The organism is Reichenbachiella sp. (genome assembly GCF_965223055.1).
In the GTDB taxonomy this organism is placed as follows: Bacteria; Bacteroidota; Bacteroidia; order Cytophagales; family Cyclobacteriaceae; genus Reichenbachiella.
The window spans coordinates 167,793-193,577 of record NZ_CBDCVM010000006.1; the positions used below are offsets into that span (position 1 = coordinate 167,793).

The 25,785-nt window shown below is 40.0% G+C and carries 24 protein-coding genes; 13 read left to right on the plus strand and 11 right to left on the minus strand.

Going from position 1 to position 25,785, the window contains the following annotated elements:
• Window positions 1–77: 77 nt before the first annotated feature.
• The 6 genes from ACOQO5_RS05790 (at window position 78) to hemE (ending at window position 5,286) form a co-directional block, all read left to right on the plus strand.
• Complete coding sequence (locus ACOQO5_RS05790) at window positions 78–1,331, plus strand: DEAD/DEAH box helicase (RefSeq protein ID WP_420580740.1); 1,254 nt, start codon at window positions 78–80, stop codon at window positions 1,329–1,331.
• 49 nt (window positions 1,332–1,380) lie between these two features.
• Complete coding sequence (locus tag ACOQO5_RS05795; protein ID WP_420580741.1) at window positions 1,381–1,944, plus strand: Crp/Fnr family transcriptional regulator; 564 nt, start codon at window positions 1,381–1,383, stop codon at window positions 1,942–1,944.
• Window positions 1,945–2,020: 76 nt separating this feature from the next.
• Complete coding sequence (locus ACOQO5_RS05800) at window positions 2,021–2,800, plus strand: sterol desaturase family protein (RefSeq protein ID WP_420580742.1); 780 nt, start codon at window positions 2,021–2,023, stop codon at window positions 2,798–2,800.
• Window positions 2,797–3,435 carry a class I SAM-dependent methyltransferase gene (locus ACOQO5_RS05805; RefSeq protein ID WP_420580743.1) on the plus strand — a complete coding sequence of 213 codons (639 nt, stop codon included), beginning with the start codon at window positions 2,797–2,799 and terminating at the stop codon, window positions 3,433–3,435. Before ACOQO5_RS05800 ends, ACOQO5_RS05805 begins: the two co-directional genes overlap by 4 nt.
• A gap of 93 nt (window positions 3,436–3,528) precedes the next feature.
• Window positions 3,529–4,134 carry a fumarylacetoacetate hydrolase family protein gene (locus ACOQO5_RS05810; RefSeq protein WP_420580744.1) on the plus strand — a complete coding sequence of 202 codons (606 nt, stop codon included), beginning with the start codon at window positions 3,529–3,531 and terminating at the stop codon, window positions 4,132–4,134.
• A 120-nt stretch (window positions 4,135–4,254) separates the two neighbouring features.
• Window positions 4,255–5,286, plus strand: coding sequence for a uroporphyrinogen decarboxylase (hemE, locus tag ACOQO5_RS05815; RefSeq protein ID WP_420580745.1), 1,032 nt, complete (start codon window positions 4,255–4,257; stop codon window positions 5,284–5,286).
• Here the strand turns inward: hemE and ACOQO5_RS05820 are convergent.
• The 4 genes from ACOQO5_RS05820 to ACOQO5_RS05835 all read right to left on the minus strand — a co-directional run bounded on the left by ACOQO5_RS05820 (window position 5,283) and on the right by ACOQO5_RS05835 (window position 10,074).
• Entirely contained in the window at window positions 5,283–7,700 is a 2,418-nt protein-coding gene (locus ACOQO5_RS05820) for a response regulator (RefSeq protein WP_420580746.1), read from the minus strand. The two genes, hemE and ACOQO5_RS05820, sit on opposite strands and share 4 nt — an antisense overlap.
• An 85-nt stretch (window positions 7,701–7,785) precedes the next feature.
• Window positions 7,786–8,979, minus strand: coding sequence for a pyridoxal phosphate-dependent aminotransferase (locus tag ACOQO5_RS05825; protein ID WP_420580747.1), 1,194 nt, complete (start codon window positions 8,977–8,979; stop codon window positions 7,786–7,788).
• A gap of 187 nt (window positions 8,980–9,166) precedes the next feature.
• Window positions 9,167–9,784: a recombination mediator RecR gene (gene recR, locus ACOQO5_RS05830; RefSeq protein WP_420580748.1), complete on the minus strand. Its 618-nt coding sequence runs from the start codon at window positions 9,782–9,784 to the stop codon at window positions 9,167–9,169.
• 8 nt (window positions 9,785–9,792) lie between these two features.
• On the minus strand, window positions 9,793–10,074 hold the full coding sequence (locus ACOQO5_RS05835; RefSeq protein ID WP_420580749.1) for an ATP-dependent Clp protease adaptor ClpS: 282 nt from the start codon (window positions 10,072–10,074) through the stop codon (window positions 9,793–9,795).
• Between the two features lie 150 nt (window positions 10,075–10,224).
• On the opposite strand from ACOQO5_RS05835, the gene ACOQO5_RS05840 reads away from it, so the two are divergent.
• Both ACOQO5_RS05840 and ACOQO5_RS05845 read left to right on the plus strand, forming a co-directional pair.
• A complete protein-coding gene (locus ACOQO5_RS05840; protein WP_420580750.1) occupies window positions 10,225–10,698 on the plus strand; it encodes a C40 family peptidase in 474 nt (157 codons plus the stop codon).
• Window positions 10,699–10,753: 55 nt separating this feature from the next.
• Window positions 10,754–11,218, plus strand: a complete 465-nt coding sequence (locus ACOQO5_RS05845) for a DUF4136 domain-containing protein (RefSeq protein ID WP_420580751.1) — start codon at window positions 10,754–10,756, stop codon at window positions 11,216–11,218.
• A gap of 9 nt (window positions 11,219–11,227) precedes the next feature.
• Here the strand turns inward: ACOQO5_RS05845 and miaA are convergent, their stop codons facing one another.
• A complete protein-coding gene (gene miaA / locus ACOQO5_RS05850) occupies window positions 11,228–12,139 on the minus strand; it encodes a tRNA (adenosine(37)-N6)-dimethylallyltransferase MiaA (RefSeq protein WP_420580752.1) in 912 nt (303 codons plus the stop codon).
• 309 nt (window positions 12,140–12,448) lie between these two features.
• Between miaA and ACOQO5_RS05855 the strand changes: the two genes are divergently transcribed.
• Both ACOQO5_RS05855 and ACOQO5_RS05860 read left to right on the plus strand, forming a co-directional pair.
• A complete protein-coding gene (locus ACOQO5_RS05855) occupies window positions 12,449–12,856 on the plus strand; it encodes a DUF1987 domain-containing protein (protein ID WP_420580753.1) in 408 nt (135 codons plus the stop codon).
• Window positions 12,857–12,924: 68 nt separating this feature from the next.
• Window positions 12,925–13,134 (plus strand): hypothetical protein, encoded by a 210-nt coding sequence (locus ACOQO5_RS05860; protein ID WP_420580754.1) that lies wholly within the window; start codon window positions 12,925–12,927, stop codon window positions 13,132–13,134.
• A 49-nt stretch (window positions 13,135–13,183) separates the two neighbouring features.
• Here ACOQO5_RS05860 and ACOQO5_RS05865 read toward each other — a convergent pair whose 3' ends face one another.
• Window positions 13,184–14,506, minus strand: a complete 1,323-nt coding sequence (locus tag ACOQO5_RS05865) for a dihydrolipoamide acetyltransferase family protein (protein WP_420580755.1) — start codon at window positions 14,504–14,506, stop codon at window positions 13,184–13,186.
• A 61-nt stretch (window positions 14,507–14,567) separates the two neighbouring features.
• Window positions 14,568–15,818 (minus strand): competence/damage-inducible protein A, encoded by a 1,251-nt coding sequence (locus ACOQO5_RS05870; RefSeq protein WP_420580756.1) that lies wholly within the window; start codon window positions 15,816–15,818, stop codon window positions 14,568–14,570.
• A gap of 172 nt (window positions 15,819–15,990) precedes the next feature.
• On the opposite strand from ACOQO5_RS05870, the gene ACOQO5_RS05875 reads away from it, so the two are divergent.
• A complete protein-coding gene (locus tag ACOQO5_RS05875) occupies window positions 15,991–16,659 on the plus strand; it encodes a hypothetical protein (protein ID WP_420580757.1) in 669 nt (222 codons plus the stop codon).
• A gap of 2 nt (window positions 16,660–16,661) precedes the next feature.
• Here ACOQO5_RS05875 and ACOQO5_RS05880 read toward each other — a convergent pair whose 3' ends face one another.
• The 3 genes from ACOQO5_RS05880 to rsgA all read right to left on the minus strand — a co-directional run bounded on the left by ACOQO5_RS05880 (window position 16,662) and on the right by rsgA (window position 20,318).
• Window positions 16,662–18,692: an FAD-dependent oxidoreductase gene (locus ACOQO5_RS05880; protein ID WP_420580758.1), complete on the minus strand. Its 2,031-nt coding sequence runs from the start codon at window positions 18,690–18,692 to the stop codon at window positions 16,662–16,664.
• A 104-nt stretch (window positions 18,693–18,796) separates the two neighbouring features.
• A complete protein-coding gene (locus tag ACOQO5_RS05885; RefSeq protein WP_420580759.1) occupies window positions 18,797–19,231 on the minus strand; it encodes an SRPBCC family protein in 435 nt (144 codons plus the stop codon).
• Window positions 19,232–19,250: 19 nt separating this feature from the next.
• Window positions 19,251–20,318: a ribosome small subunit-dependent GTPase A gene (rsgA, locus tag ACOQO5_RS05890; RefSeq protein ID WP_420580760.1), complete on the minus strand. Its 1,068-nt coding sequence runs from the start codon at window positions 20,316–20,318 to the stop codon at window positions 19,251–19,253.
• 86 nt (window positions 20,319–20,404) lie between these two features.
• Between rsgA and ACOQO5_RS05895 the strand changes: the two genes are divergently transcribed.
• On the plus strand, window positions 20,405–23,242 hold the full coding sequence (locus ACOQO5_RS05895) for a M16 family metallopeptidase (RefSeq protein WP_420580761.1): 2,838 nt from the start codon (window positions 20,405–20,407) through the stop codon (window positions 23,240–23,242).
• A 370-nt stretch (window positions 23,243–23,612) separates the two neighbouring features.
• On the opposite strand, the gene ACOQO5_RS05900 is transcribed toward ACOQO5_RS05895, so the two are convergent.
• Entirely contained in the window at window positions 23,613–24,611 is a 999-nt protein-coding gene (locus ACOQO5_RS05900; RefSeq protein WP_420580762.1) for a hypothetical protein, read from the minus strand.
• Between the two features lie 250 nt (window positions 24,612–24,861).
• Between ACOQO5_RS05900 and ACOQO5_RS05905 the strand changes: the two genes are divergently transcribed.
• A complete protein-coding gene (locus tag ACOQO5_RS05905; protein ID WP_420580763.1) occupies window positions 24,862–25,728 on the plus strand; it encodes a putative phage abortive infection protein in 867 nt (288 codons plus the stop codon).
• Window positions 25,729–25,785 lie beyond the last annotated feature (57 nt).

Consider the following 25,785-nt stretch of genomic DNA (forward strand, 5'->3'; position numbering starts at 1 on the left):
TCGATTGGTTGTCCCATTGTCTACCTTTGCATCACAAAGAAATGCCAAAAGTGCATTTCAGCACTTTATAGCATATAATGAAATTCGAAGAATTGCCACTCATAGCGCCGATTTTAAAGGCGCTTAAAGATAAAAATTACACAGAACCTACAGCCATCCAAGAAAAAGCCATTCCGTTGGTTTTGGATCGAAATGATGTCTTAGGCTCCGCTCAGACGGGAACTGGAAAGACCGCAGCTTTTGCCATCCCTATCATCCAGCGTATCCACGAAATAGAAGGTGGAAAAGGAGGCAAACCACAATTACTTTCGCTCATCGTGACACCTACGCGCGAACTAGCTATACAGATTGAAGACAACATCAGACTTTACAGCAAATACACAAACCTCAAACACGCGGTAATTTTTGGAGGTGTAAAACAAGGTCAACAGGTCGATCAACTCAAAAAGGGTGTTCATCTTTTGGTAGCCACACCTGGTCGACTACTAGACCTGATCAGTCAGGGTTATATTTCCTTAGAGCAAATTAAAATATTTGTATTGGATGAAGCGGATCGTATGCTCGATATGGGTTTTGTGAATGACGTGAAGAAGCTCCTCACCTACTTACCCAAGAAAAGACAATCTCTTTTCTTCTCAGCTACTATGCCGAAGAGCATCTTGAAGTTGGCCAATGAAATTCTGACCAACCCTAAGAAAATAGAAGTAAATCCTGTGTCCTCCACTGCGGAGACCATCCAGCAGTTTGTATTTTACACCAATAGGACAGACAAGAAAAAGCTCCTACTGCATATTCTTACAGATCAGAAAATTGATCAGGTATTGGTCTTTAGCCGAACCAAGCACGGAGCAGACCGGATAGCTCGTGATCTGCATAAGAAGAAAATTAAGTCAGCGGCCATACATGGCGACAAAGCTCAAAATCAGAGACAACGAGCGCTTAAAGATTTCAAAGCAGGAAAAATCAGAGTTCTAGTGGCAACCGACATCGCAGCCCGTGGTATTGACATAGATAAACTTAAGTATGTTATTAATTTCGACATTCCAGAAGAGGCTGAAACCTATGTACATAGAATAGGCCGATCCGGACGTGCTGGAGAAGCTGGCCATGCCTTATCACTATGTGAGCCAGAAGAAAATAGCCGAATCAAGGCTATTGAAAAGTTGACCAAGACTACACTCCAGGTCATCAAAAACAATCCATTTCCCCAAACGGACAAGCCCATGACCGAAGATGAGAAAAAGGAATGGAACAAAGAAAAGCAGCGCCGTAAACAGGAGTTTTTTGCCAATCGGAATAAGAAGAAAACCGGTGGAGGAAGGAGGAGGTAATCTTTAAATGTTCTATTTTTAATCTGTAAATCGGTTACTAATAATAATCATGAATTTTACAGATTTTTTCCAATCAGTAATAAAAGTACCTGCTGATTTCACTAAACTACCTTTTCCTGTCAGCACTTTGCACATACAAAAAGGAGCTGTAGTAACCGACTATGGACAAGTAGAGGAAAATGTCTATTTTATCCAATCAGGCATCTTAGAGATGAACATCAAAAGTTATATGACTGAAAAGATCATAGACTTCTTTTTTGAAAACGAAATGGTTTGTGGGTTCACCTCTTTTCTTACTCAGCAGCCCACTGATGTTCAGATCAAAGCACTGACAGAAGTACATATGGAGTTCATCAGAAGAGCAGATCTTATCGAAGCATACAAGGATTCGCTTGAAGCCAATCAATTTGGCAGGGTACTTACTGAACAAGGCTACATCAGAAAATCGAATAGAGAAAAAGACCTACTCACCAAAACAGCTGAAGAAAAATACGCCGAAATGTTTGCTACTCATTCGAAGTACATCTCACAAATACCCGTTAATAAAATTGCTAAATACCTCGGCATACACCCGGAAAGCCTCAGTAGAATCCGGAAAAAGCTAAATTCCTAACATAGGTCAAGTCCTTTTTTTCGCTTGAAAATCATATCCCACGTTCCTTTGTGATATCAAAATAAACAAAAGGATCATGGAAAATATTATTTCACAATTACCGAGTCCAATCGATATTTTATTGGACCCACTTTCTTTATATGTCTTAGCTGCCTATGCATTTCTTGTCGCATGGGAAGAAATATTTCCTGCTAGGAAATTACCCAAAGTCAAGTACTGGCGAATCAAGGGTCTAACATTCTTCTTCGCATTCTTCTTTGTTGCCTCCTATTTACCATTTTTTACCGATTCATATCTAGCTCAATACCAACTATTAGATTTGAGTCAGTGGGGTGTAATACCTAGTGCTATCCTTGGCTTTCTCATCTTAGAAACAGTGCAATACGGTTACCACAGGTTGATGCATAAGTACAATTTCTTTTGGCGAAACTTTCATCAGGTTCACCACAGTGCCGAACGATTAGATTGCTATGGCGCCTTATTTCATAGCCCAATGGATATGATTGGGTTTACACTTGTGGGTAGTGTCAGTTTTGCTTTGATTGTCGGACTACCACCATATGCGGTGACCGCCAATATTTTCGTTATCAATTTTCTTGCTTTCTTTCAGCATGCCAACATTAAAACCCCTCAATGGTTGGGTTATATTGTTCAGCGTCCTGAAAGTCACTCCTTGCATCATGGTAGAAATATCCATCGATACAACTATGCAGACCTGCCATTGATTGATATGGTCTTTGGAACTTTCCAAAACCCGAAAAGCTATGCCAAGTCAACCGGTTTTTACGATGGCGCTTCTAATAGAATATGGGAGATGTTTAGAGGAAAAGATGTATCTAAATCTTCTCATTCATGAGTTCCAAGTTTGAACTCAATTCTTTCAGAGGACCGCTTAACGCTTGGATATTCAAAGCGTTAAGTGGTTATATGGACCGGATTTTTGGCAAAACGAAAAGTAAGCTTTTTAAAGACCACCCTTCAACCATAGTCGAAATTGGTGCAGGCACTGGCTCTAACATGCGATACTATAGAAAAGGAACTCATCTCATCGCTATTGAACCTAATGTGCATATGCATGAAAATTTGAGGGAGTCTGCGAAAAAATTCGATATCAATTTGAAAATCAAATCGTTGATTGGTGAGGCCATAGACTTGCCTGATAATTCTTGTGAGTTTGTGGTCTCTACCTTGGTACTTTGCACTGTAGGCGACCCTGAAATGTGTATAACACAAGTCAAACGTATTCTTAAACCTTCTGGACGGTTTGTATTTATCGAACATGTAAAAGCGAAAGAACACACTTTGTTCTCTTTGATTCAAAACATATTGCACAAGCCATGGCATTGGTTCTTTGAAGGATGTCACACGAATAGAGACACCACTTCTCTAATAAAAAGAAGCGGGTTCAGAAGCGTCAGCATTGAAAACTACAATCAATATTCTCCGTTTTTACCTATCGTTCCACAAATACGCGGGTATGCAATCAAGTAGTAGTAAATAAATTCAATGAAATAATTACCGTGTTCGATAACGAAACCATAGTAATGACTTATTTTTGTTTTGTACTACACAAAAAAATAAGTCATGACCATTATTGGAATAGGAAAAAACTACGTAAACACAGCAGAAGATATGCCTTCACCGAAGTGGGCACCTATCATCTTCACCAAACCTGAAACGACACTCTTGAAGGACAATGCGCCTTTCGAAATACCTGCCGTATCGAACGAAGTTGCCTATGAAGTGGAATTGGCCTTTCGAATTTCGAAAACAGGGAAAAATATCAGCGAAGCAGATGGACTGGAGTATGTAGATGCCGTTGCGGTTTGTATAGACTTTACTGCCAAAGATGTTTTGAAGGCGAGCAGAGAAAACAAAGGCCCTTGGGCGTTGGCTAAAGGGTTTGATGGTGCTACACCTATCTCAGAATTTTTACCCATTTCTCAATTTGGAAGTGAAATCAACTTTGCTCTAGATCTAAATGGTGAGCGTGTTCAAACTGGCAACTCTTCTTTGATGGTGTACAACCTTCCACAAATCATCGCACACGTTTCGCAGTTTATGACTCTGAATCCCGGTGACATTATACTTTCCGGTACGCCTGCACACGGTGTAGGTCTAGTGAAAGCTGGAGATAAGCTTGCGGCTAAGTTGGAAGATGAAAATATTTTGGAATTTGAAGTGAAATAAATACGGAGAGCATATCATTTTATGTAGAAAGCAGTAAAATTCCAATGCTTAATTTCTGCTAGCGCTCCCATGATTTCTCCCATCCCCTATTATCTTTGCGGCCGGAGAAAATAGCACCTTATGATATTACAAAACGACCTTATACTTAGAGCAGCCAGAGGAGAAGAAACTGAACGTGTTCCTGTGTGGCTGATGCGCCAGGCAGGAAGAATTCTCCCTGAATATCGTAAAGTTCGTGAAAGCGTCAGTGGATTCATTGAATTGGCTACTACACCAGAATTGGCTGCTGAGGTAACCATTCAGCCCGTAGACCTCCTTGGCGTGGATGCAGCTATTATTTTCTCAGATATTTTGGTGATTCCTGAAGCTATGGGTTTGCCCTATCAGATGATAGAGAAAAAAGGCCCTTGGTTTGAAAATACAGTACAATCAGAAGCTGACCTTAAGAAAATTAGAATTGCCGAGCCTGAAGCTGACTTAGATTATGTAGCTGAAGCCATCAAAATCACCAAAAAGGAATTGAATGGACGAGTGCCATTGATTGGTTTTGCAGGTGCGCCTTGGACGATTTTTTCCTATATGGTAGAGGGTGCAGGAAGTAAAACATTTTCGAAAGCCAAGAAGATGCTCTATACCGAACCTGAGCTTTCGCATAAGCTGCTTGACATGATCACGGAGAGTACTATCAAGTACTTGCAAATGCAGATCAAGTGTGGCGCTGATTTGGTACAGATTTTCGATTCATGGGCAGGCATCTTATCTCCAGCGCAATACCAAGAGTTTGGATTGAAATACATATCTAAAATCTGCGATGCCATCGACATGGTACCAGTTACTGTATTCGCCAAGGGTGCTTATTTCGCTCGCAAGCAAATGGGACAGTTGAATTGCGAAACGATTGGATTGGACTGGAATATGGCCGTGGCACCTACCAGAAGATTGATAGGCTCTGAAAAAACGCTTCAAGGAAATCTAGACCCTTGTGTGCTGTACAGTACTGATAAGGAAATAGAATTGCATACGATAGAAATGCTTGAATCTTTTGGCGGTCAGCGCCACATTGCTAACTTAGGGCATGGCGTCTATCCTGACATTGACCCCGAAAAAGTGAAAGTATTCATTGAAACTGTAAAAAACTGGAGGCCTAGTTAATTAGCTTCTTTTTCTTCCGACTCTTTTCTTTCTATATGTAATTTGATTTTGTTGAATAGATCATCCGGGTCGAATGGTTTGGTGATAAAGTCATTCATACCAGACTTGAATACTCTATCGCCAACATCCAGCATCACAGAAGCAGTCAATGCCAGAATAGGTACAGTGTATCCACGTTTTCTTAACTCCTCAGAAGCTGTATAACCATCCATTTCGGGCATTTGCAAATCCATCAGAACTAAATCATAGGATTCAATTGCTGTCTTTTCCAACGCTTCTCGGCCATTTTCAGCCACATCCACTCTGATATCCCATCTCGATAAGAATTTCTTAGCAACCATCACATTAACTGGGTTATCTTCAACAAGCAGTATATTCTTTCCTTCTAGCTGATTATGTACTTCTGAAATCTTTTCTGTCACTTTTTCTTGATTGTCGCTGATTGTAAATGTTTGAGTAAAATAGAATCTGGATCCTTGACCTTCTACACTAAACACATTGATTTTCGTGTTTTGCATATCGAGAATTCGTTTAGTGATAGACAAGCCTAATCCAGTACCTCCATACTCACGAGTGGTAGAAGTAGACGCTTGTGAGAAACTATCAAAAATGGTCTTGATTTTATCTTTGGGTATGCCAATTCCAGAATCTTCTACAGAAAACTTAATGGACACTCTATCTTTGGTAAGCATAATGATTGTCATGCTGAGTGTCACACCACCCTCATCCGTAAATTTGATCGCATTGCTTACCAGATTGGTCAAAATCTGACTTAGACGTAGTCCATCGCATACAATAAAATTCGGAATTTCTTCATCATGCAGAAAGTTCAAATAGATGTCTTTTTCTTTGGCTCGGTTGTCAAATCCTTTAGTAATGTTTCTGGCCATTTCGACCACATTTACATCCACCTCCTCAAACTCAATTTTACCCGCATCGAGCTTACTATAATCGAGCACATCATTGATTAGCACATGCAAATGTTCTGCTGAAAATTTCAGCGTTTTGAGATCATCTTGATGTTGTTTTTTTGGTTTGTCCCCAATTAGATAATTAGTCAATCCTATCACTGCATTCAATGGTGTCCTGATTTCATGTGATATCATAGATAAGAAATCGGACTGCGATCGAGCAGCTGACTCCGCTTTCTCTTTGGCCATTTCTATTTTTCGATTGTACCTATAGAAAAGTATGATGGATTGGAAAAAGAAAAATTGTTGATACCCTATAAAATAGAACAGCATCGAATTTTTCATGAAACCAAAATGCTCCAAGATAACCGCCCCCATAACCAAAAAAAGCAAAAAAGAACTGATCAGTGACATTAAAGACCCTTCTCTTTTGTTGATTACTGCCAATACGTACGTGTACATCATATAGGCAAAGCCTATCAATATCATGACAGAATAAGGCCCAACCAGTTTGGTGAAAAACTTGACTGGAGCAAAGAGCGCAATCAAGACAAAAGTGCCACTTATGATGGTGACAAATAACAAGAACAGTCGTGAAGTCTCTCTTTTGTACAAATAGTAAGAATAGAAAGAGAAAAATAGCCCCGCCATAAACATGGTTATGTATTCAGCTTTCAGTGTAAGCAACCAAGGCAACTCCGGATATAATGAATGAAGTGTATAACTCCCTGAACCTATTGAACGATAGCTATAAAAAAGACAAAACAGTGAAAAATATAAGATTTGCTTTTCATGTCTTCCAAACCAGAATAGGACCATAAAAAAGAGTCCAATGAAAAACAAACTAGAAGACATTATGAGGTCGAATGCTTTTTGACGACCTTCAATCGTTTGCATTTTGACTTTTTCGCCCAGCTTTATGTCGTAGGAACTTCCCCCTCTAGAGTGTTTGTAATTTGATATTTGCAATACAATCTCGAGCGTATCCGATGTAACCTTGAATTCTCTGGTCATGTACTGCCAATGTGGTTTGGAAGTCACCTCATGCATACCAACCTGCCCATTGGAACCTAGATATTCACCATTCAAAAAGAGTAAGTAAGAAGAGTAAAAATGAGGAATGCTAATCGCCAATTCTGGCGTCACAGAGTTGACTATGACTTGCAAGCGTTGTGTGGCAAAACCTACCGGAGTAATAGTATCCTGATCAATAATGTCTCCCTCCCATAACAATGGAAATTCTCTGTAGGTATCTGGAAGTTCCAGATAATCAAAATCGGCTGGATATAAGATTCTTTCCCAATAAAACTCCCACTCGCCAGCTAAAGAAACAGGTTCGTTTTTTTGGAATTCCCATTCCCTCAAATCAAGAATTCCTTTTTGAGCTTTGGGCAATTCTTGAGCATTTGAGCCCAAAAAGCAGAGCATCAACAGACCAAGTGTAAGGTGTTTAAGGTGGCTTGGCGTATTTAATAGAGATGTAAAATTCCCGACTGAATTCATCAAGGGATAAAGCTAAGTAAATCAGTCGAAATATGGGAAAAAAAAGGCGGATTGCTCTTTACAACTATCCGCCTTCTGTAGTTTTTTAGCTCAATTTAGCTAGCGTCTCTTTCACTCTTTTGAGTGCTTCTATAAGATTCTTCTCAGATGCTGCATACGATAATCTGATACAATCCGGATCCCCAAAAGCCTCGCCTGTCACTAAGGACACATGCGCATATTCCAAAAGATACAAGCAAAGATCACTTGCATTATTGATCGTCTTTGTTCCATCAGACTTTCCAAAGTAACTGCTTACATCTGGAAAGAAATAGAATGCACCTTGAGGCATATTTGTTTTCACTCCTGGGATATCGTTGAGCAAACCATATACCAATTCTCTTCTTTTGCCGTATTGCTCAGTCATAGCCTTAGTTGGACCTAAGTCTGAAGTCAATGCTGTAACCGTAGCACGTTGTGCAATGCTACAGTTAGCAGAAGTCACCTGACCCTGTATTTTAGCACATGCTTTTGCAATCCAAGTAGGTGCACCAATGTACCCTACTCTCCAACCAGTCATAGCAAATCCTTTAGCCATTCCGTTGATAGTTACAGTTTGATTCTGCATACCTGGCAAAGCACCAATACTAGCATGTGCTCCAGAGAAATTGATATGCTCATAAATCTCATCTGAGATCACAGTCACATCCGTGCCTCTCAACACATCGGCAATGGCGCTCAATTCTTCTTTTGTAAATACCGATCCAGTTGGATTACATGGCGAAGAAAATATGATGGCTTTAGTTTTATCAGTCAAAGCCGCTTTTACCTGATCGGCAGTCGCTTTAAAATCATTTTCAATGCCCCCTTTTACTAATACCGGAGTTCCTTCAGCCAATTCGATAGCCGCTGTATAACTCACCCAATAAGGAGAAAGTACAATTACTTCATCTCCTGGATTTACCAACGCCATCATCACGTTAACTATTGATTGTTTGGCTCCATTGGATACCACAATCTGGTCAGCTGTATAGTTCAGCCCGTTTTCGTTCTTGAATTTTTCGACAATGGCTTTTCTCAAATCAGCGTAGCCATTTACTGGTGGGTAAGCAAAGTATTTTTCAGAATCAATAGCTTCTTTGGCGCCTTCTTGAATGTGCTTTGGCGTTTTAAAATCTGGTTCTCCCAGACTTAAACTAATCACATCTATTCCATTTTCTTTGAATTCTCTAGCTTTGGCAGCCATCGCCAGCGTGGCAGACTCTGCCATGTTTTTGATTCTATCCGATAAGTGTTCCATTGAATGATTTTCTTGAAATTATAAGCACAAAAGTAGAAAAGCTCTAAGCCAATCGCATAGCATTCATCTTAAAAATTTTAACAGGTACGTTAAAATATGTTCAAAAATCTACTGAATTACTGAATGCAATTCCAAAAATCTGTTGATTATGTCACCAAATTCGAAATTCTATAGAGATAAAATTGGATCAATTTTCTCCTGAAGAGTAATTGGTTCGGGTAACGATGCTTCTTCCCAAAGTGACCTCATCGGCATATTCCAGTTCTCCTCCTACAGGTATGCCTCGTGCGATGGTCGTAATCTTCACCCCGGTCTCTTCCAGTTTTCTGGAAAGGTAGAAGCAAGTGGTATCTCCTTCCATAGTAGCACTAAGTGCGAGTATCACCTCTTTCACTTCTCCTTCAGACAATTTGATTCGTTCTATCAAAGAATCAATATGCAGATCGTCAGGACCCACTCCTTCAATCGGTGAGATCACTCCTCCCAGAACATGAAACATCCCTTGATACTGACCGGTACTTTGAATAGCTAACAAGTCTGGTGTATCTACCACCACACAAATAACAGATAAGTCTCGATTGATGGTTTTGCAGGTGCAATCTGTGGTGTGTGAGATAACATGACAGGTCCCACAATATTTGGTCTCTTTTCTCAACCTGATCAATGAAGCAGCCAAGCCTTCTGTGGTTGCTTCATTTTCTTTGAGCAGATGAAGTGCCAGCCTTAGTGCTGTCTTTTTACCAATCCCCGGTAGTTTGGATATTTCCTTTACCGCCTCCTCAATTAACTCGCTTGGAAATTCCATTCAATTATTTAATTAATCACCGCATTGATGCCTGCATCCAATATACCTTCTTTCATAGGTTTCAGTTTTTCATAGGTTCCTTTCTTCACCTGACATTTACCATTGAAATGAATAATATAGGTACATTGCTCTGCTTGAACACGCTCGTGCTTACAAACCTTGATCAACGTATTGATCACATGATCGAATGAATTCACTTCATCATTGAAAACGACAAGCGTGCGTCCTTCATCATCCTGCTCTTCTTCTAATACATCTACTAGCTCTTCTTCCTCAAGTTGCCAAGACATCCTATTCACTTTTTTGTGATTTGCAATAATAACTTTCATCAAAATTTCAACAAAGATAATTATTGTAAAATTCCCGAATAGAAATAGTCGTTAAAAACACTACTTGGTAAATTTGGCATCATTACTGATCATCAGTACAAAATTTTCAATATGTATAGAATAGGATTATTAATTCTTGCTTTTATAGTTCTTACAACTGCACCCTCTTCGGCTCAAAAAAAGAAAAGAAAAAGAGCGCAGTCCATTCAAAATGTAGTTGACGCTGCATATACCTATACTGGCACGCCTTACAAATATGGTGGGACATCAAAAACCGGCATTGATTGCTCTGCCTTAATGCAAAACTCTTATGCCCAGGCTGGATACAAAATACCCAGAACCGCCAAAGAACAATCCAAGTACGGGAAAAAAGTAAGTTGGAATGGAATCCGCCAAGGAGATATTGTGTTTTTTAAATTCAAGAACAAAAGAGAAAAATGGTATCACAGTGGGATGATCACATCAGTAACTCCTGATGGAACCTATTTCATTCACACCTCTTCCTCTCGCGGTGTGGTAATCTCTGATCTGAATGCAGATTACTATAAGAAAAATATTAAATCTATTAGAAGGGTAATAAAATAAGTCCGCAGGTTATGGTCAACAGTTATTATCTTGTTATTTCCTAAACACTGTTGATATGTACAAGAATATTTTCCTCCTTATTTTTTCATTTGTTGTAATATTTTCTGCTCAGGCACAATTGTCTTTTCGCCACCATTACTATCAAACTGATGTTTCTGGATACAAAACTTACCGTTTGGCGGCGTTCACAATAAATAAAAAAGAAGCTGATCCAGGAAAAAGCACTCAAGTATCTTCTGTTCAGTCCAAACTTCACGAGTCGTTGTCCAAAAATGGATTTGAACAAGCCGAAAATCCCGATCTGCTTATTTTTTTAAAACTCAAAGTAGATACCCTTGGTGCTCAACTACCGCAAAATGAAAGAAAAGAACTGATGACCAATTTCACTATTGACATTCGGCAGAATCCAAAATACGAAAAAGTATTTATGGGTACCGTGAATGGATTAATAGTAACTAATGACAAAAGCGAGAATCGATTGCAGAAGATTTATAAAAAGTTTTTTAAGGACTTTAAATAGTCAAGTTTATTACACAATCTGAGAATTGATTAATTGGATCATTTCATCTATCTGATCAGAATCAAACCATTGTACTTCAGTGTCTTTTCTAAACCAAGTCAACTGCCTTTTGGCATACCTTCGGGAGTTTCTTTTGAGTAATCGAATCGCTTCTTCTTTGTCATATTTACCATCTAGGTAGTCGAAGATTTCTTTGTATCCCACCGTTTGAAGTGCATTATTCCTTCGGAAAGGGTACAATTTCTTAGCCTCCTCAAACAAGCCTTGTTCAATCATCAAATCCATTCTCTGATCGATACGTTCGTAGAGTTTTTCACGATCCATATTCAACCCAATTTTCAAAATATGGAATGGATGTTTTTTCGTTTTTACTCCTTGTCGGAAAGAAGAAAAAGGTAAGCCTGTCGAACGATATACTTCTAAACCTCGCACTACCCGTTGCGGATTCTTCTTATCTACCTGATCGAAATACACAGGGTCTACGCTCTTTAATTCTCTCAATAAATTCTCCAGCCCCTCCGCTTTCAATTCCTGATTGAGTTGACCTCTCAATTCCGGGTCGGTCTCAGGCATTTCATCTAATCCTTCACAAAAAGCTCGGACATAAAGACCCGATCCACCCACCATAAATTGTATATCATTTTGATCAAAAAGATGCTTAAGTAAGTCTTCAGCATCAGAAGCAAAAGCACCCGCATCATAATCTTCTTCTATAGAATGTGAATCTACCATATGATGTGTGACCATCGCTCTTTCAGCGGCATCTGGCTTAGCCGTACCAATCTCCATATCTCTATAAAACTGCCTAGAATCAGAAGATATAATTTCACCTCCGAAATGTTGCGCCAAAGAAATCGTAACAGCTGTTTTACCTATGGCCGTGGGTCCTACTACAACTACCAAAAGCTTTTTATCACTCATGCATCAAAGATAAGCCAAGCTCCAAATGGAAAAATGAAAAGTGCATTTATTCTCGCACTCATCAAAAGCAAAGAAACATTTTGATAATTAAATTCATATTCTAAGTCGAAAAGAATATATTAGCCGGAAGGTAAAAGGTATGCCTTGTACAATAAATTTTAAAACTGTTCAGCAGACGGAGAAAAATTTGTACTATGCGAAAAGGTTGATTTTCTGACAAATTCGTCAGTCTCCTTTTCTATACCCGAACCTCAAAAGATAATAAGCAACTTAATCGAAACTTTACGGCATTAACCAGCTAAGCCGATTGTGAGAAAAGAAGATGGAGGATTTATGGAAAAATTGATTGTTAGGCCCACTAGAATAACCCCCCTAATATATTTTGACCCAAATCGCGGGTTGCTTGAATTAAGAGGAAAATCAAGTCCTGAAAATTCAATTCAGTTTTACAGCAATCTAATAAGTGACCTGGAGGAGTTTGGACGAAATGGTAAAAGAAACCTTATTGCAAACTTCAAATTTGAATATTTCAATACAAGCTCTTCAAAGTGTTTATTTGACATATTTAGAAAACTAAATATTGTAAAGGAAAGCGGATTTGATCTGTCAATTAACTGGTACTACGAAGAAGACGATGAGGATATGCTAGAAGCTGGCGAAGATTATGCAGATCTTTTAGGCATCGAGTTCAACTACGTGGAAACACAATTCGACTAATTCCAATTAAACCTTTTCTGAGTTTCCCTATCTAAGGACTGAATTACGATAAATTAAACCATTCAGTCATGAGAATTATTATTGCCATTTTTGGACTATTATTAGCTAGCAGCACTTTGAATGCACATACGCCACGTGCAATAGAAAAGCCCAATTCCACACGCATCATTGTAGTAAAGAAATCTAAACCATACAAAAGGAAGGTTTGGATTCGTGGACATTATGTAAAGACCAGAAGAGGAAAAATCTGGATTAAAGGACATTGGAAGTGGGTATAAAAAAAGAGGCTGCCAAAATTGGCAGCCTCTTTTCAAAATTTTGTATGTTCTAGATTGTCCTTTCAGGATCGAATTTTTCTAAATAATCAGCTACCCGACGAACAAACATCCCTCCCAAAGCACCATCCACAACTCTATGGTCGTATGAATGAGACAAGAACATTTTATGTCTAATACCAATTAAATCGCCTTGAGGTGTTTCAATGACACTAGGCTTTTTCACAATAGCACCTAAAGCCAATATCCCAACTTGTGGCTGCATGATAATTGGTGTTCCCATCACATTGCCAAATGATCCTACATTAGACACTGTATAGGTCCCGCCACTCAGATCATCTGGAGTCAGCTTATTATCCCTACCTCTACGAGCTAGATCGTTTACTTTCAGCGCAATGCCTTTCAAGCTTAATTGATCCGTATTCTTGATTACAGGAACAATCAAATTTCCTGAAGGAAGAGCCACTGCCATTCCCACATTGATTGATCCTTTCTTTACAATCTTATTGCCATCCACCTGAACATTAATCATTGGATAGTCCCTGATCGCATTTACTACAGCCTCAATAAATATAGGGGTGAAAGTCAATGCCTGACCTTCTCTTTCCATAAAGGCTTTTTTATGCTTCCCTCTCCACTTTACTACAGTGGTGACATCGGCCTCAACGAATGAAGTCACGTGAGGCGAAGTCTGCTTAGAAGCCACCATACGCTCGGCTATCATCTTACGCATGCGATCCATCTCGATAATTTCATCTTCTCCTGAAAATGAAATGGCTACTGGCTGCGAGGCTGGCTTGCTAGGTGCTGCGCCATTTGCTGTCGCCGGAGCTGCTACAGGTGCAGGTGCTCCATTAGATTTTCTCGTTTTAACGAACGCCAATATATCTTTTTTGGTCACTCTACCTTCTTTGCCAGTACCAGGCAAAGCCTCCAATTCGGCCATTGGAACACCTTCTTCTCTAGCGATATTCAATACTAGTGGTGAATAGAACCTTCCAGAGGTTGGTTTTTCTAAGACTGGAGTTGGAGTAGGTGCGCTTGCAGAATGAGCTTCTACCGCTTCCGCTACCAAAGCCTCAGCTTTCTCAACTACTTCTGCCTCTGGTTTGGCAGGCGCTGGTACATCAGCACCATCGGTGGCAATGACTGCGATAGGCTTACCTACTTCGACAACATCACCTTCATTGGCGAGTATTTCTTTCAAAACACCTGCATGAGTAGAAGGCACTTCCGTATCCACTTTGTCAGTAGCAACTTCCAAAACAGACTCGTCTTGCTCGATCGTATCTCCTACTTTTTTAAGCCATGAAAGGATGGTTCCTTCCATGATACTTTCGCCCATCTTGGGCATTACCATTTCTACTAAGGCCATAATTTTTTATTACAATTTCGGGTCTAATCAGCTGCTAAGTTACTTGATTTAGCGCTAAATATCACTGTTTATCAAGGGTTTGACGCAGGAAATTGAGGGCGTGTATGGCCGTGTATTCTATATTGAGAATTCGGGTTCCGGGTAACTTAATTTTTCGTGTGACTACATTTTTCCCAAAGGATATTGCCATCCAAACTGTGCCTACAGGTTTTTCTTCTGTGCCTCCATCAGGTCCGGCAATACCTGTAGTAGAAATTCCTATGTCTGTTTTGAACTTTTTCCTCACTCCAACTGCCATTTCTGTAGCAGTTTCTTCACTCACTGCTCCATGCGTGTCCAGGGTCTTATTACTCACTTCTAAAGCCCCTTTTTTGATGTCATTATGGTATGAAACTACGGACCCCCAATAATACTCCGAACTACCAGGGACTGATGTTAAACGATGAGCCAAAAAACCACCAGTACAACTCTCTGCAGTTGCAATTTTAAGTTCTCGTGTCTTCAGCACCTCTCCAACTGCGTCTTCTATTTGAATATCCCCAAAACCGAAAACATATGGTTTGATTTTGGGTAATACAGCCTCAATCTGCTGATCCATTTCAGTTTCTAACTCTTCACGATCGTCACCTACACCTGTGAGTCTCAAGCGAACTTGACCTTTACCTGGAAGGTAGGCTAAAGCCAAATGCTCTGGAAGCTGATCTTCCCATACACTTATCTCCTCTGCCAACCATGATTCTCCTATGCCAATTGTTTTGATGACTTTATGAACAATCACTGGCAACGTAAAATGCTTTTTTAGTTTGGGCAATATTGTTTTCGCCATCATAGCTTCCATTTCAAATGGTACGCCTGGCATCGAAACGACTACTTTTTTACCTTTCTCAAACCACATCCCCGGTGCGGTGCCCCTTTCGTTCTTTATTTTTTTACAACCTTCTGGTAAGAACGCCTGCTGCCTGTTTATTTCAGTCACCTCTTTCCCAAATCGACTAAATATATCTTCAACATCCTCCAATGCACTAGGATTGAGGGCTAGCTCCATCTCAAAATATTCCGCTAAAGTCTTTTTAGTGATATCATCCTTTGTAGGCCCTAGTCCACCGGTGATCAAAACAATGTCTGATCTATTCAATGATTCATCTAACGCATCAAGTATCTCTTGTTTTTTATCACCAATAGCTGTTTTGCGTCTTACTTTTATTCCAATATCATCTAATTCTCGACTTATCCATTTGGTGTTGGTATCTAATATTTGGCCATACAATATTTCATCCCCAATGGTCAGAACTTCAGCAAAAATCTCTCTCATAAAACTATGTCACTTTAGTTGTCCGAAGTTATACGTAATCAAGTTAAAAGGTTAATATTTTTTCATTCAATACAACAAGGCATCTTTAACTTTCATCTATCAAGGACATTTTCTCTAATTAAATATTAGGTATGGATGGCATTGACTAATATTGTGACTTATTTGAAAAATCATGATGAACGTTACTAAACATACCTTTCTTGTCCTTTTGACAATTGTTTTCTCTTATCATTCAACCCAGGCGTCAGTCTTCTCACCTGAATTAGTGAAAAAAGAGCCTCAAACTAACGTTACGATTAATAAGCTCTTAGTCATCGTTTTAGTACGTACCAAGGAAAATAGAATCACATTAGAGGATGAATTAGGATATGACCTAGGAGACTATGGTATTTCTACAATAAGCAGTCACTCCACTCGATTAGTGGGATCTGAACGCTTAACCAAAAAAGGTGTTCTTGCGGTTTGTGAAAAAGAAGGTGCAGATGGCGTTCTAGTTGTACGATTAGTCGATATAGAAGAAGAAAATAGCTACTCGTACAACCAACGATCACAATACACAGGTGCTGGCTTCACTTCTGTCAACAGTAGTGGTGTTGTGATTGCTGGAGGTCAAAGCTATTCATGGGGAGACTATACGTATGGCAATTATTTTGATGCTGTTTCTTCTAGCAAAATTGAAATCCAATCTGACATTTACCACATTAGTAGTGACAAGCAGTTGATGACAGATGATACCAGAATGAGAATCGACCCTAGAGAAGTTGAAAAGTCAATTGCCAAGTTCGCTAAGAAACTCAGCAAGAAGGTATCAAAACAGAAGTATATCGTAAAAGGAGAATAATACTATAAAGATGCTGCGAGTCTGGTAGCTTGATCTATGGCTCGTTTGGCATCGAGTTCTGCAGCTACATCAGCACCACCCACTTTTGTGACACTTACACCCTCTTTTTCCAGATCGTTGACCAGAGCATTTTCTGGCAACTGCCCTGCGCAAAGAATTACATGGTCTACAGGTAAAATTTGAGATTCTTTCCCTTTGATTGTTATGTGCAATCCATCATCATCTATTTTATCATAAGTCACATGAGTCAACATTTTTACTCGCTTGTGCTTGAGCGTCGTTCTATGTATCCAACCGGTTGTTTTTCCTAACCTTGCCCCCATTTTACCTTCTGATCGTTGAAGCATGATTATTTCTCTTTTGGCTGTTGGCATTTTGGCAGTCACAAGCCCACCTCTAGTTTCATTTTTGATATCTACACCCCATTCATGCATAAAATCCTCAATGTTCAAACTAGGACTTTCCCCTTCTTGGCTTAGATATTCAGCCACATCGAAACCTATACCACCAGCACCAATAATCGCTACTTTGTTACCCACAGGTTTGTCATGTTTGAGCACATCAATATATGAAAGTACTCTTGGGTGATTCTGCCCTTTGATACCTGGATCCCTCGGATTCACACCTGTAGCCACAATCACCTCATCATATCCTCCTGCAGTGATTTTTTTGACATCTACTTTGGTATTCAATTGTAAATCAACACCGGTAAGCATAATACGCCTGCTGAAATACCTCAATGTTTCATAAAATTCTTCCTTTCCAGGAATCTTCTTAGCCATATTGAATTGTCCACCAATTTCACTTGATGCTTCGAATAGTGTCACCTCATGACCTCGCTCCGCAGCGATTGTAGCATACGCCAGACCAGCAGGCCCTGCTCCTACTACAGCTACCTTCTTTTTGGAAATCGCAGGCAAATAATTTAACTCTGTTTCTTTACAAGCTCTTGGATTTACTAAACAAGTAGATAACTTATTCTTAAACACATGATCCAGACATGCCTGGTTACACCCTATACATGTATTTATTTCGTCTTCCCTTCCTTGTTCTGATTTGATCATCAAATCAGCATCCGCTAAAAACGGACGCGCCATCGATACCATATCCGCATCGCCATTAGCTAGAATTTTTTCCGCAACATCAGGTTTGTTAATTCTATTTGTGGTGATCAAAGGAATATTGACCTCACCCTTCATTTTCTTAGTTACCCATGTAAATGCACCTCTCGGCACCATTGTAGCAATGGTAGGAATTCTTGCCTCATGCCATCCTATTCCAGTATTAATGATAGTAGCTCCTGCATTTTCTATTTCTTTAGCTAACTGAACCACTTCTGACCATTCGCTCCCTTGCGGAATTAAATCTAACATGGACAAACGATAGATGATAATAAAATCTTCTCCTACGGCCTGACGAACCGCCTTCACTATTTCAATCGGAAAACGCATTCGGTTTTCATAACTTCCACCCCAATGGTCAGTTCTTTTGTTGGTATGCTGGGCAATAAATTGATTGATCAAATAGCCTTCTGATCCCATGACTTCCACGCCATCATAGCCTGCTTCTTTAGCTAAAGAAGCACATCGTGCAAAGTCGCTAATTGTATTTCGTATACCTCTTTCAGATAACGCAAATGGCTTGAAAGGTGTGATTGGAGATTTGATAGCAGAAGGTGCCACATTTAATGGATGATAACCATAGCGACCAGCATGCAGAATTTGCATACAAATTTTTCCATCGAATTCATGCACTCTTTCTGTGACTATCCGATGCTTCTTTGCGTGAATCGTTTTTGTCATCCGAGCAGAAAAAGGAGACACCCAACCTTGTCGGTTTGGAGATACACCGCCTGTCACAATTAGCCCTACACCTCCTTTTGCCCTTTCTCCAAAGTAAGCAGCCATGCGTTCATAGCCATTTTTCGTTTCCTCCAAACCAGTATGCATAGACCCCATCAGAGATCTGTTTTTCAGTGTGGTAAATCCTAAGTCTAGTGGTGCAAAAAGATGTGGGTACTTATCGTGAGCCATAATCAATCAAATGGGTTAATTGCCTAACCTTAATTTTAATGGATTAAGTTGACTTGAGGAAAGAATTCCATTAATTTATTATGCATGCATAATAAATTAATGGATTATGATTCTATATAAAATTTGAATGTATTCAATAATTCTGGCCATGCATGCTTCACAGCCTCATAGTACCAATCCCAATCCTTTCCTGTTTGATAACCATCCTGACAGAGATACAGTACACTTCCCCTATCAACTGGAGTAGCACGCACTGTCAAATTCATAGGGCCAAATGGTGGCTTTTCTGGATTGAGGTAAACAAAATTTTCAATCTTCAACTCTTCCCTAGGATTGTAAACACTAATTTGACCTGTCGATACATATCCGAATCCTTGAGAAGAAACTTGCCATACTAAAGTATATACTCCTCCTTCTTTTGGCTCAATCAATGTTTGCTCTACTTGCCACCAATCCTTGAGTCGATCTGGATTAATAAAAGCATCTATAATCTGTTCAGTAGTGGCATTAATCTCCAAAGTAACTTCTACCTTCCTCATAGATATTCAAATGAAATATTTAATACTTATTCTGTTTGCGTACTTTCTTCACTTGCTTCATCATTTTTCCAAACCCCTTGTCTTTTCTCTTTTTGTCCTCGGCACTGGTTTCAAAATGCAATCTTTCTTTGTACATCTTGAGGTAATTTTCATACGATGCCTGATCCAACTCGCCCTCTTCCAGGGCTTCCAGAATCGCACACCCCGCTTCATGCACATGCGTGCAATCTTTGTATTTACAATCTTGAGACAACTCCTGAATTTCATCAAATGTCATTTCCAGCCCCCCTGCTGCATCGCCAACACCAACTTCGCGCATCCCTGGATTATCAATTAATATCCCACCATTTGCTAGCACTACTAGTTCACGATGAGTAGTAACATGTTTGCCGCGATCAATACTTTCACTAATCTCACCAGTTTGCATCTGTTCCTGTCCGGAAACATGATTGAGTAAAGTAGATTTACCTACTCCCGAGGACCCCAACAAACAGTACGTTTTTCCTTGCTCTATGATCTCAACTACTTTCTGATAACCAGCTTCTATTTGATTACTGACTGGAATAATTTCCACTTCCTTTATACGACTTTTGATATCATCCAACACCTGCTGCAAGTCCTCCTCTTCGAGTAAATCTGTTTTACTCAAGATTACAACAGGTTGGATTTCCGCAGCATAGCAAATGGTTAAATACCGCTCGAGACGGTTGATATTAAAATCTCGATTGACAGACTGTACAATAAGTCCTACATCAATATTGGTGGCAATGATCTGCTTCTCACCCTTCTTTCCTACCGCTTGTCTGGACAGTACAACATGCCTTGGGTAAATCCCATGGATCAAGGCTTTGTCTTCGTCATACGGAGATAGGGCCACCCAATCGCCTACTGCAGGAAAGTCTTCTCTGCTTTCGGCTGTAAATCGCAAATTGCCTAACAACTCCGCATCAAACAACCCTTTACTTGTAAGTACTGCATATCGCTCACGATGTTCAGAGACTACACGTCCTGTTTCAAAGGAGTTCAGGCCATGATCAATACCAAAACCCTTCATTTCCTCCGTAAAACCTAAATCTTTTATATCCATTCCTATAACTATTTCACCATCCTAATAATAAGCCCGGTAGAATCGAAAATTAGATGTAATTTTCTTAATCTAAACTCAAAAATGTAATGTTCAAAAAAATAACTGCCTTCGCCTTATTCTTATTCTTTATTTCTTGTAAGACAGATGTAAACGAAACAAACCCTACGCTTGACGTAAATTATGAAAAATTCGTACTAGACAATGGGTTAAATGTGATATTTCATATTGACAAGTCTGATCCTGTTGTCGCCGTGTCATTAACAGCTCATGTAGGATCTGCAAGAGAAAAAACCGGTAGAACTGGATTCGCACACTTGTTTGAGCACTTGCTTTTCTTAGAATCTGAAAACCTCGGCAAAGGAGGACTGGATCAAATGAGCGCCAGAATTGGCGGCTCCGGAGCCAATGGTAGCACCAATCGTGATCGTACCAACTATTACCAAACAGTACCAAAAAACGCTTTGGAAAAAATGATATGGGCAGAGGCTGACAAACTGGGTTGGTTTATCAATACAGTAACAGAACCCGTATTGGCCAAAGAAAAACAAGTGGTAAAAAATGAAAAACGTCAGCGAGTGGACAACCAGCCTTATGGCCACACTTATTTTGTTGCTAACAAAAACTTGTACCCTGAAAATCACCCTTACAACTGGCAAGTCATCGGTTCTTTGGAAGATCTTCAAAATGCCACTTTAGCCGATGTCAAGGAGTTTTATGCCAAATGGTATACCCCCGACAATGTGACATTGGTCATCGCCGGCGATTTTGATACTTCGCAGGCCAAAAACTGGGTAAAAAAGTATTTCGATGAAATCCCATCTGGTGATCCCATAGCTCCATTATCGCCCCAGCCTGCCAAATTGAACAGCTCCATCAAGGTGTATCATGAAGACAACTTTGCCAACCTTCCGGAGCTAACGCTCATTTGGCCAGGGGTGGAAATCTATCACCCTGATAGTTATGCCTTGGAAGTTTTGTGCAATTATTTATCTCAAGGAAAAAGTGCTCCTCTGTATCAGGTACTGGTTGAAGAGCAAAGTTTAACATCTAATACCTCTATGGATACTTATAGTGCAGAAATTGCAGGTGAAGTATATCTAAGCATAACAGGATTTGATCAAGTAGACCTAGATGAGGTCCTCGCTGGCATTGAGCAAGGTTTAGAGAAATTTGAAAAGGAGGGCATTTCAGACGAAGACCTCACAAGAATCAAGGCGCAACAAGAAGCTGACTTTTATAAAAGTATTTCGAGCGTTGTAGCAAAAAGCTTCTATCTCGCTCAGTACAACATCTTCGCTAATGACCCGGGATTCATATCCAAAGATCTGGAGCAAACCTTACTAGTAACTAAAGCAGATGTAAAAAGGGTATATAAAAAATACATAAAAGATAAACCCTATGTAGCCACCAGTTTTGTTCCTAAAGGACAATTGAGTCTGGCTTTGGAAAACTCCGCACAAGCCCAGGTTGTAGAGGAAACTATAACCCAAGGTTCCGAAGAGACTTTTGATTCTTCTATTGAAGCTTCCTATGAAAAGACACCTTCTTCCTTCGATAGAAGTAAAGAGCCACCTTATGGCGAGGACCCAAAGATCACCCCTCCTAAGGTTTGGTCGGCAGAACTGAGCAATGGCTTGAAGCTATTAGGCATTGAAAACAACGAAGTACCAGTAATAGATTTCAACTTCGTGATCAAAGGAGGCCAGGTGCTGGAAACGCCTCAAAATTTAGGAGCAGCCAATTTAGTCGCTGGTTTACTTACCAAAGGCACGGCCAACAAAACTCCTCAAGAACTGGAACATCAAATAGAACTGCTCGGTGCTACCCTGAATATTTCTGCACAAAAAGAGAGTATCCGAATCACAGGTTCTGCACTTGCCAAGAATTTCAAAGAGACGATAGCCTTAGTGGAGGAAATATTAGTTTCCCCAAGGTGGGACAATAAAGAACTAGCCTTGTATAAACAGGAAGTGATTAGCTGGATCCAACAAGATGCCGCCTCTCCAGGCCGCCTTGCGGACAATCAGTTTGACTCCCTTTTTTATGGCCGTGAGCATATTCTATCTAACAATCTATTTGGCCAGGCTGCTTCGATCGAAAACATGAGCATGGAGCAGTTAAAAGCCTATTACGAGCTACTTTCACCGTCCAACACTGTAATGCACGTAGTAGGTGATGTAAGTGAATCATCCGCTCAGGAGGCCGTACGGTCTCTTGCCAAAAATTGGCCAGCTAAAGCTGTAGCTATTCCAGAAACGCCTGAATTAAATATTCCGAATAATAGTACGGTTTTCTTTTATGATGTCCCTAATGCCAAACAGTCCCACCTTCGTCTGGGGTATCCCTCTCTTTCTTCAAAAGACGAGGATTATTTTCCAGCCCAGGTAATGAATTACCTCTTAGGAGCCAGTGGGTTTGCCTCAAGGCTGACCCAAGAACTCAGAGAGGCAAAGGGCTATACCTATCATGCCGATTCGGAATTTCAAGGGGGACTTGATAAAGGACCTTTTCTCATTTACTGTAGCGTCCGGAGCAATGTAACGCTTGAGTCTTTGGAGGTGGTTAAACAAATCTTAGAAACTTATGGAGAGTCATTTTCTACCGAAGACCTGGCTACTACCAAAAGCGCTATGGTGAAAGGCAATGCCAGGGCCTTTGAAACTGCCAGAGCAAAACTCAGAATGCTCGAAAATATAAGTACCTACAACTGGTCTACGGACTATGTGCTTCAACAAGGTAAAGTAGTAGAAAACATGACTCTTGAGGAAATCAAATCCTTAGCCAACGATTATCTTAAATCAGATCAAATGATTTGGTTGGTGGTGGGAGATGCCAAAACACAGATGGATAGACTTGAAGCCTTAGGTTTTGGAACACCGGTTCTGCTGAATGATGATCGTGAGTCGCTCATCACTAATAAATAACTGCCTGAGAATGCTTTATATCCCATTTGTGCAAAACCTGTGCATATCGCGTGGGAAAGTTGAGGATAAGAGAAAGCCCAATTTATTGTACAAAGATGTTTTAGTTTCTACCTTAGAATTACCAAATAAGGGAAAAAAGTCAGTCGAAAGACAATCTCAAAGAAGGGAAGATTTCAGGAGGCACGCCAAATGAAGTCGAATTTCGGAGAGGTATTAAGCGGACAGGTTGACCTCGGTTGATCTGCAACATTAAAGGGCTTTGGACAGTAGTTTGGCAGTGTAGGTGAGCTTCGGTTCAGTTGCATTGAAGAGGGTGCTGAAGTCTTCGTGATTTCAGCACCCTTTTTGGTTTTATTAGAGTTGCATCAAACTACTGCTGTGATTTTTTCCACTCTTTCAAAAAATCCCTGGTTGCATTTGACAAAGTAGATTTGCGATTCATATATGGAGCCAGATACTTTTCCAACAATGGAAAATATTCTTCATACACTCCTCTTTCCATATATGTTTCGGGGTAATCTATATCTTGCTTTTTAAGCAAGTCTTTCGTGATCTGGCCAGTAAAATAAAACAAGTATACGTGCTCTAGACTTCTTGGGCTTCTCAAATTCTCCGCTTCCACCAGGTCTTTGATCGTTCCTGCCACAAAGAATGAATTTCCCAGAATTAGACCGTGAGCAGATTCGTGGTAGAGTAATTCAAGCCAATTGCCTTTTATGTCGTTCTCTCCTACTACGTTCATCACCACGTGGGTCGGAAATATGGTGGTGTACGGACGTGTATCAAAACTCCGGGTTGTAGACTTAGCAAAATAGCTAAGATCCACTCTCACTTGTGGAGGGTCAAACTGCCAAAAATGACGTGTCAACTTGGTGATTCGATCTACAAATTCATTTTCTGTTTTCCGGATCAAATCAATATTCTCTGAAAATGTTTTTAAGACTTCTTTGCGCTGATTGGGCCAAAAATACCTTTGATAGTATGAATCAAACCTTATCAATACATCCATATGTGTCGCAAACTTCTTGGGTATACGGTCCAGACTTGTGTTGGGGTTTGTAATCCATTGTTTGAAATCAGACATGTATTCATTGTACCTCAGATCCTTTCCTACTAGTTCCTTTCTATAGTAATCTATAGCACCATCTACTTTGGTCTGATCAGATAAAGGAAATTCGAAATTTATGACAGAGCTATCTGCTTTGACATTCAAAAAGGCCTCTGTCCATAGAAAATGGTGCAAATTGAGCCAATAGTTGATATGAAAGCTGTAGTAGTTGGTAGTATCTATCCGATCAGTTTTTGATTGAGCCGAAACCTTAAAGGAAAAAATAATTAGACTCAGGAAAATCAATAATGGTTTCTTCATGATCAAAATGACTAGCCCTAAAGATATAATTCTGATTTGCAGTAAGAATTGCTAGTAGTAGTAATCTAGTGAAATATAGCCATACTCGCAATGACATTTCGTTCATATCGCTTGCTTACTCGATGTAAACTTATTAAAGTACGACTTAATAAATATTCCAGTCAAATCTGCTGACATTCCAAACTTCAGGCTTTGCATATAATTGAAAGTAATCTAGTACTTTAGCAGACAAGCCAAATGCTGTATAATCATGACATCTAAACGCACCAAACTACGCGAATACTTTGTGAAATTTCTGGGCTTCTCTACGTTGATATCCGTACTACTCGGGTTCGTAGTAGCGTATATTGTGTTTGTAAAGCTCAACGTACTGAGCGGCGATATGCTTTCAGATTTGGAATCACTAAGTAAAATGGGTGAATTCTTCGGCGGTATCGTAGGACCTATTTGGGCACTGGCGGGCGTTATACTTTTCTATCTGGCTCTGATCTACCAGCGCAAGGAATTAGAATTGCAGCGCGAAGAGCTTTTCGAAACCAGAAAGATCATGGACAGCCAGTCCAGAACCATAGAAATTCAACAATTCGAAAACACTTTCTTTCAACTGCTAGAATTCCACCTTTCGGCCTCTTCTCGAATAGAGTCTCAAGAAACGGGCAATGGCTTTGACGTCATGTACAAGGCATTTACCAAAGCAGTAAATGACACCAAAAAAAGACGAAAGAAAGATGGCAGCTCCGAAATTTTGGATGAAGAAGCTTTCGAGACTTGCTTTAGACAGGTATATGACAGTTATAGAAATACCATCTCTCACTATATGGAAAGCTACAAATCGCTGATCTATCTGGTGGCTGAGAAAAGTAAAGACCCTAACTTCTACATCAACATCATCAAGCCACATCTGACCGAACAGGAAGTGCTCCTCCAGTTCTACTACCTCATCACTTACAACAAGGATGAAAAGTTCAAGGAGATTGTGGAGAACTACGGACTATTCGAGCGACTCAACTTCCGATCTGTACAAGCCATAGACCGCTTGCATTTAGATGAATTGAAGAAAAGTGCGTATCAGCCTACCAAATTGGCGACTACTGACAAGAAGGATAGCGAGGACTAAGTATCATGTGTCTGTGATTGGCTTGAGCGCGTTGCAAATGCTTTGCTCTTGCACCCT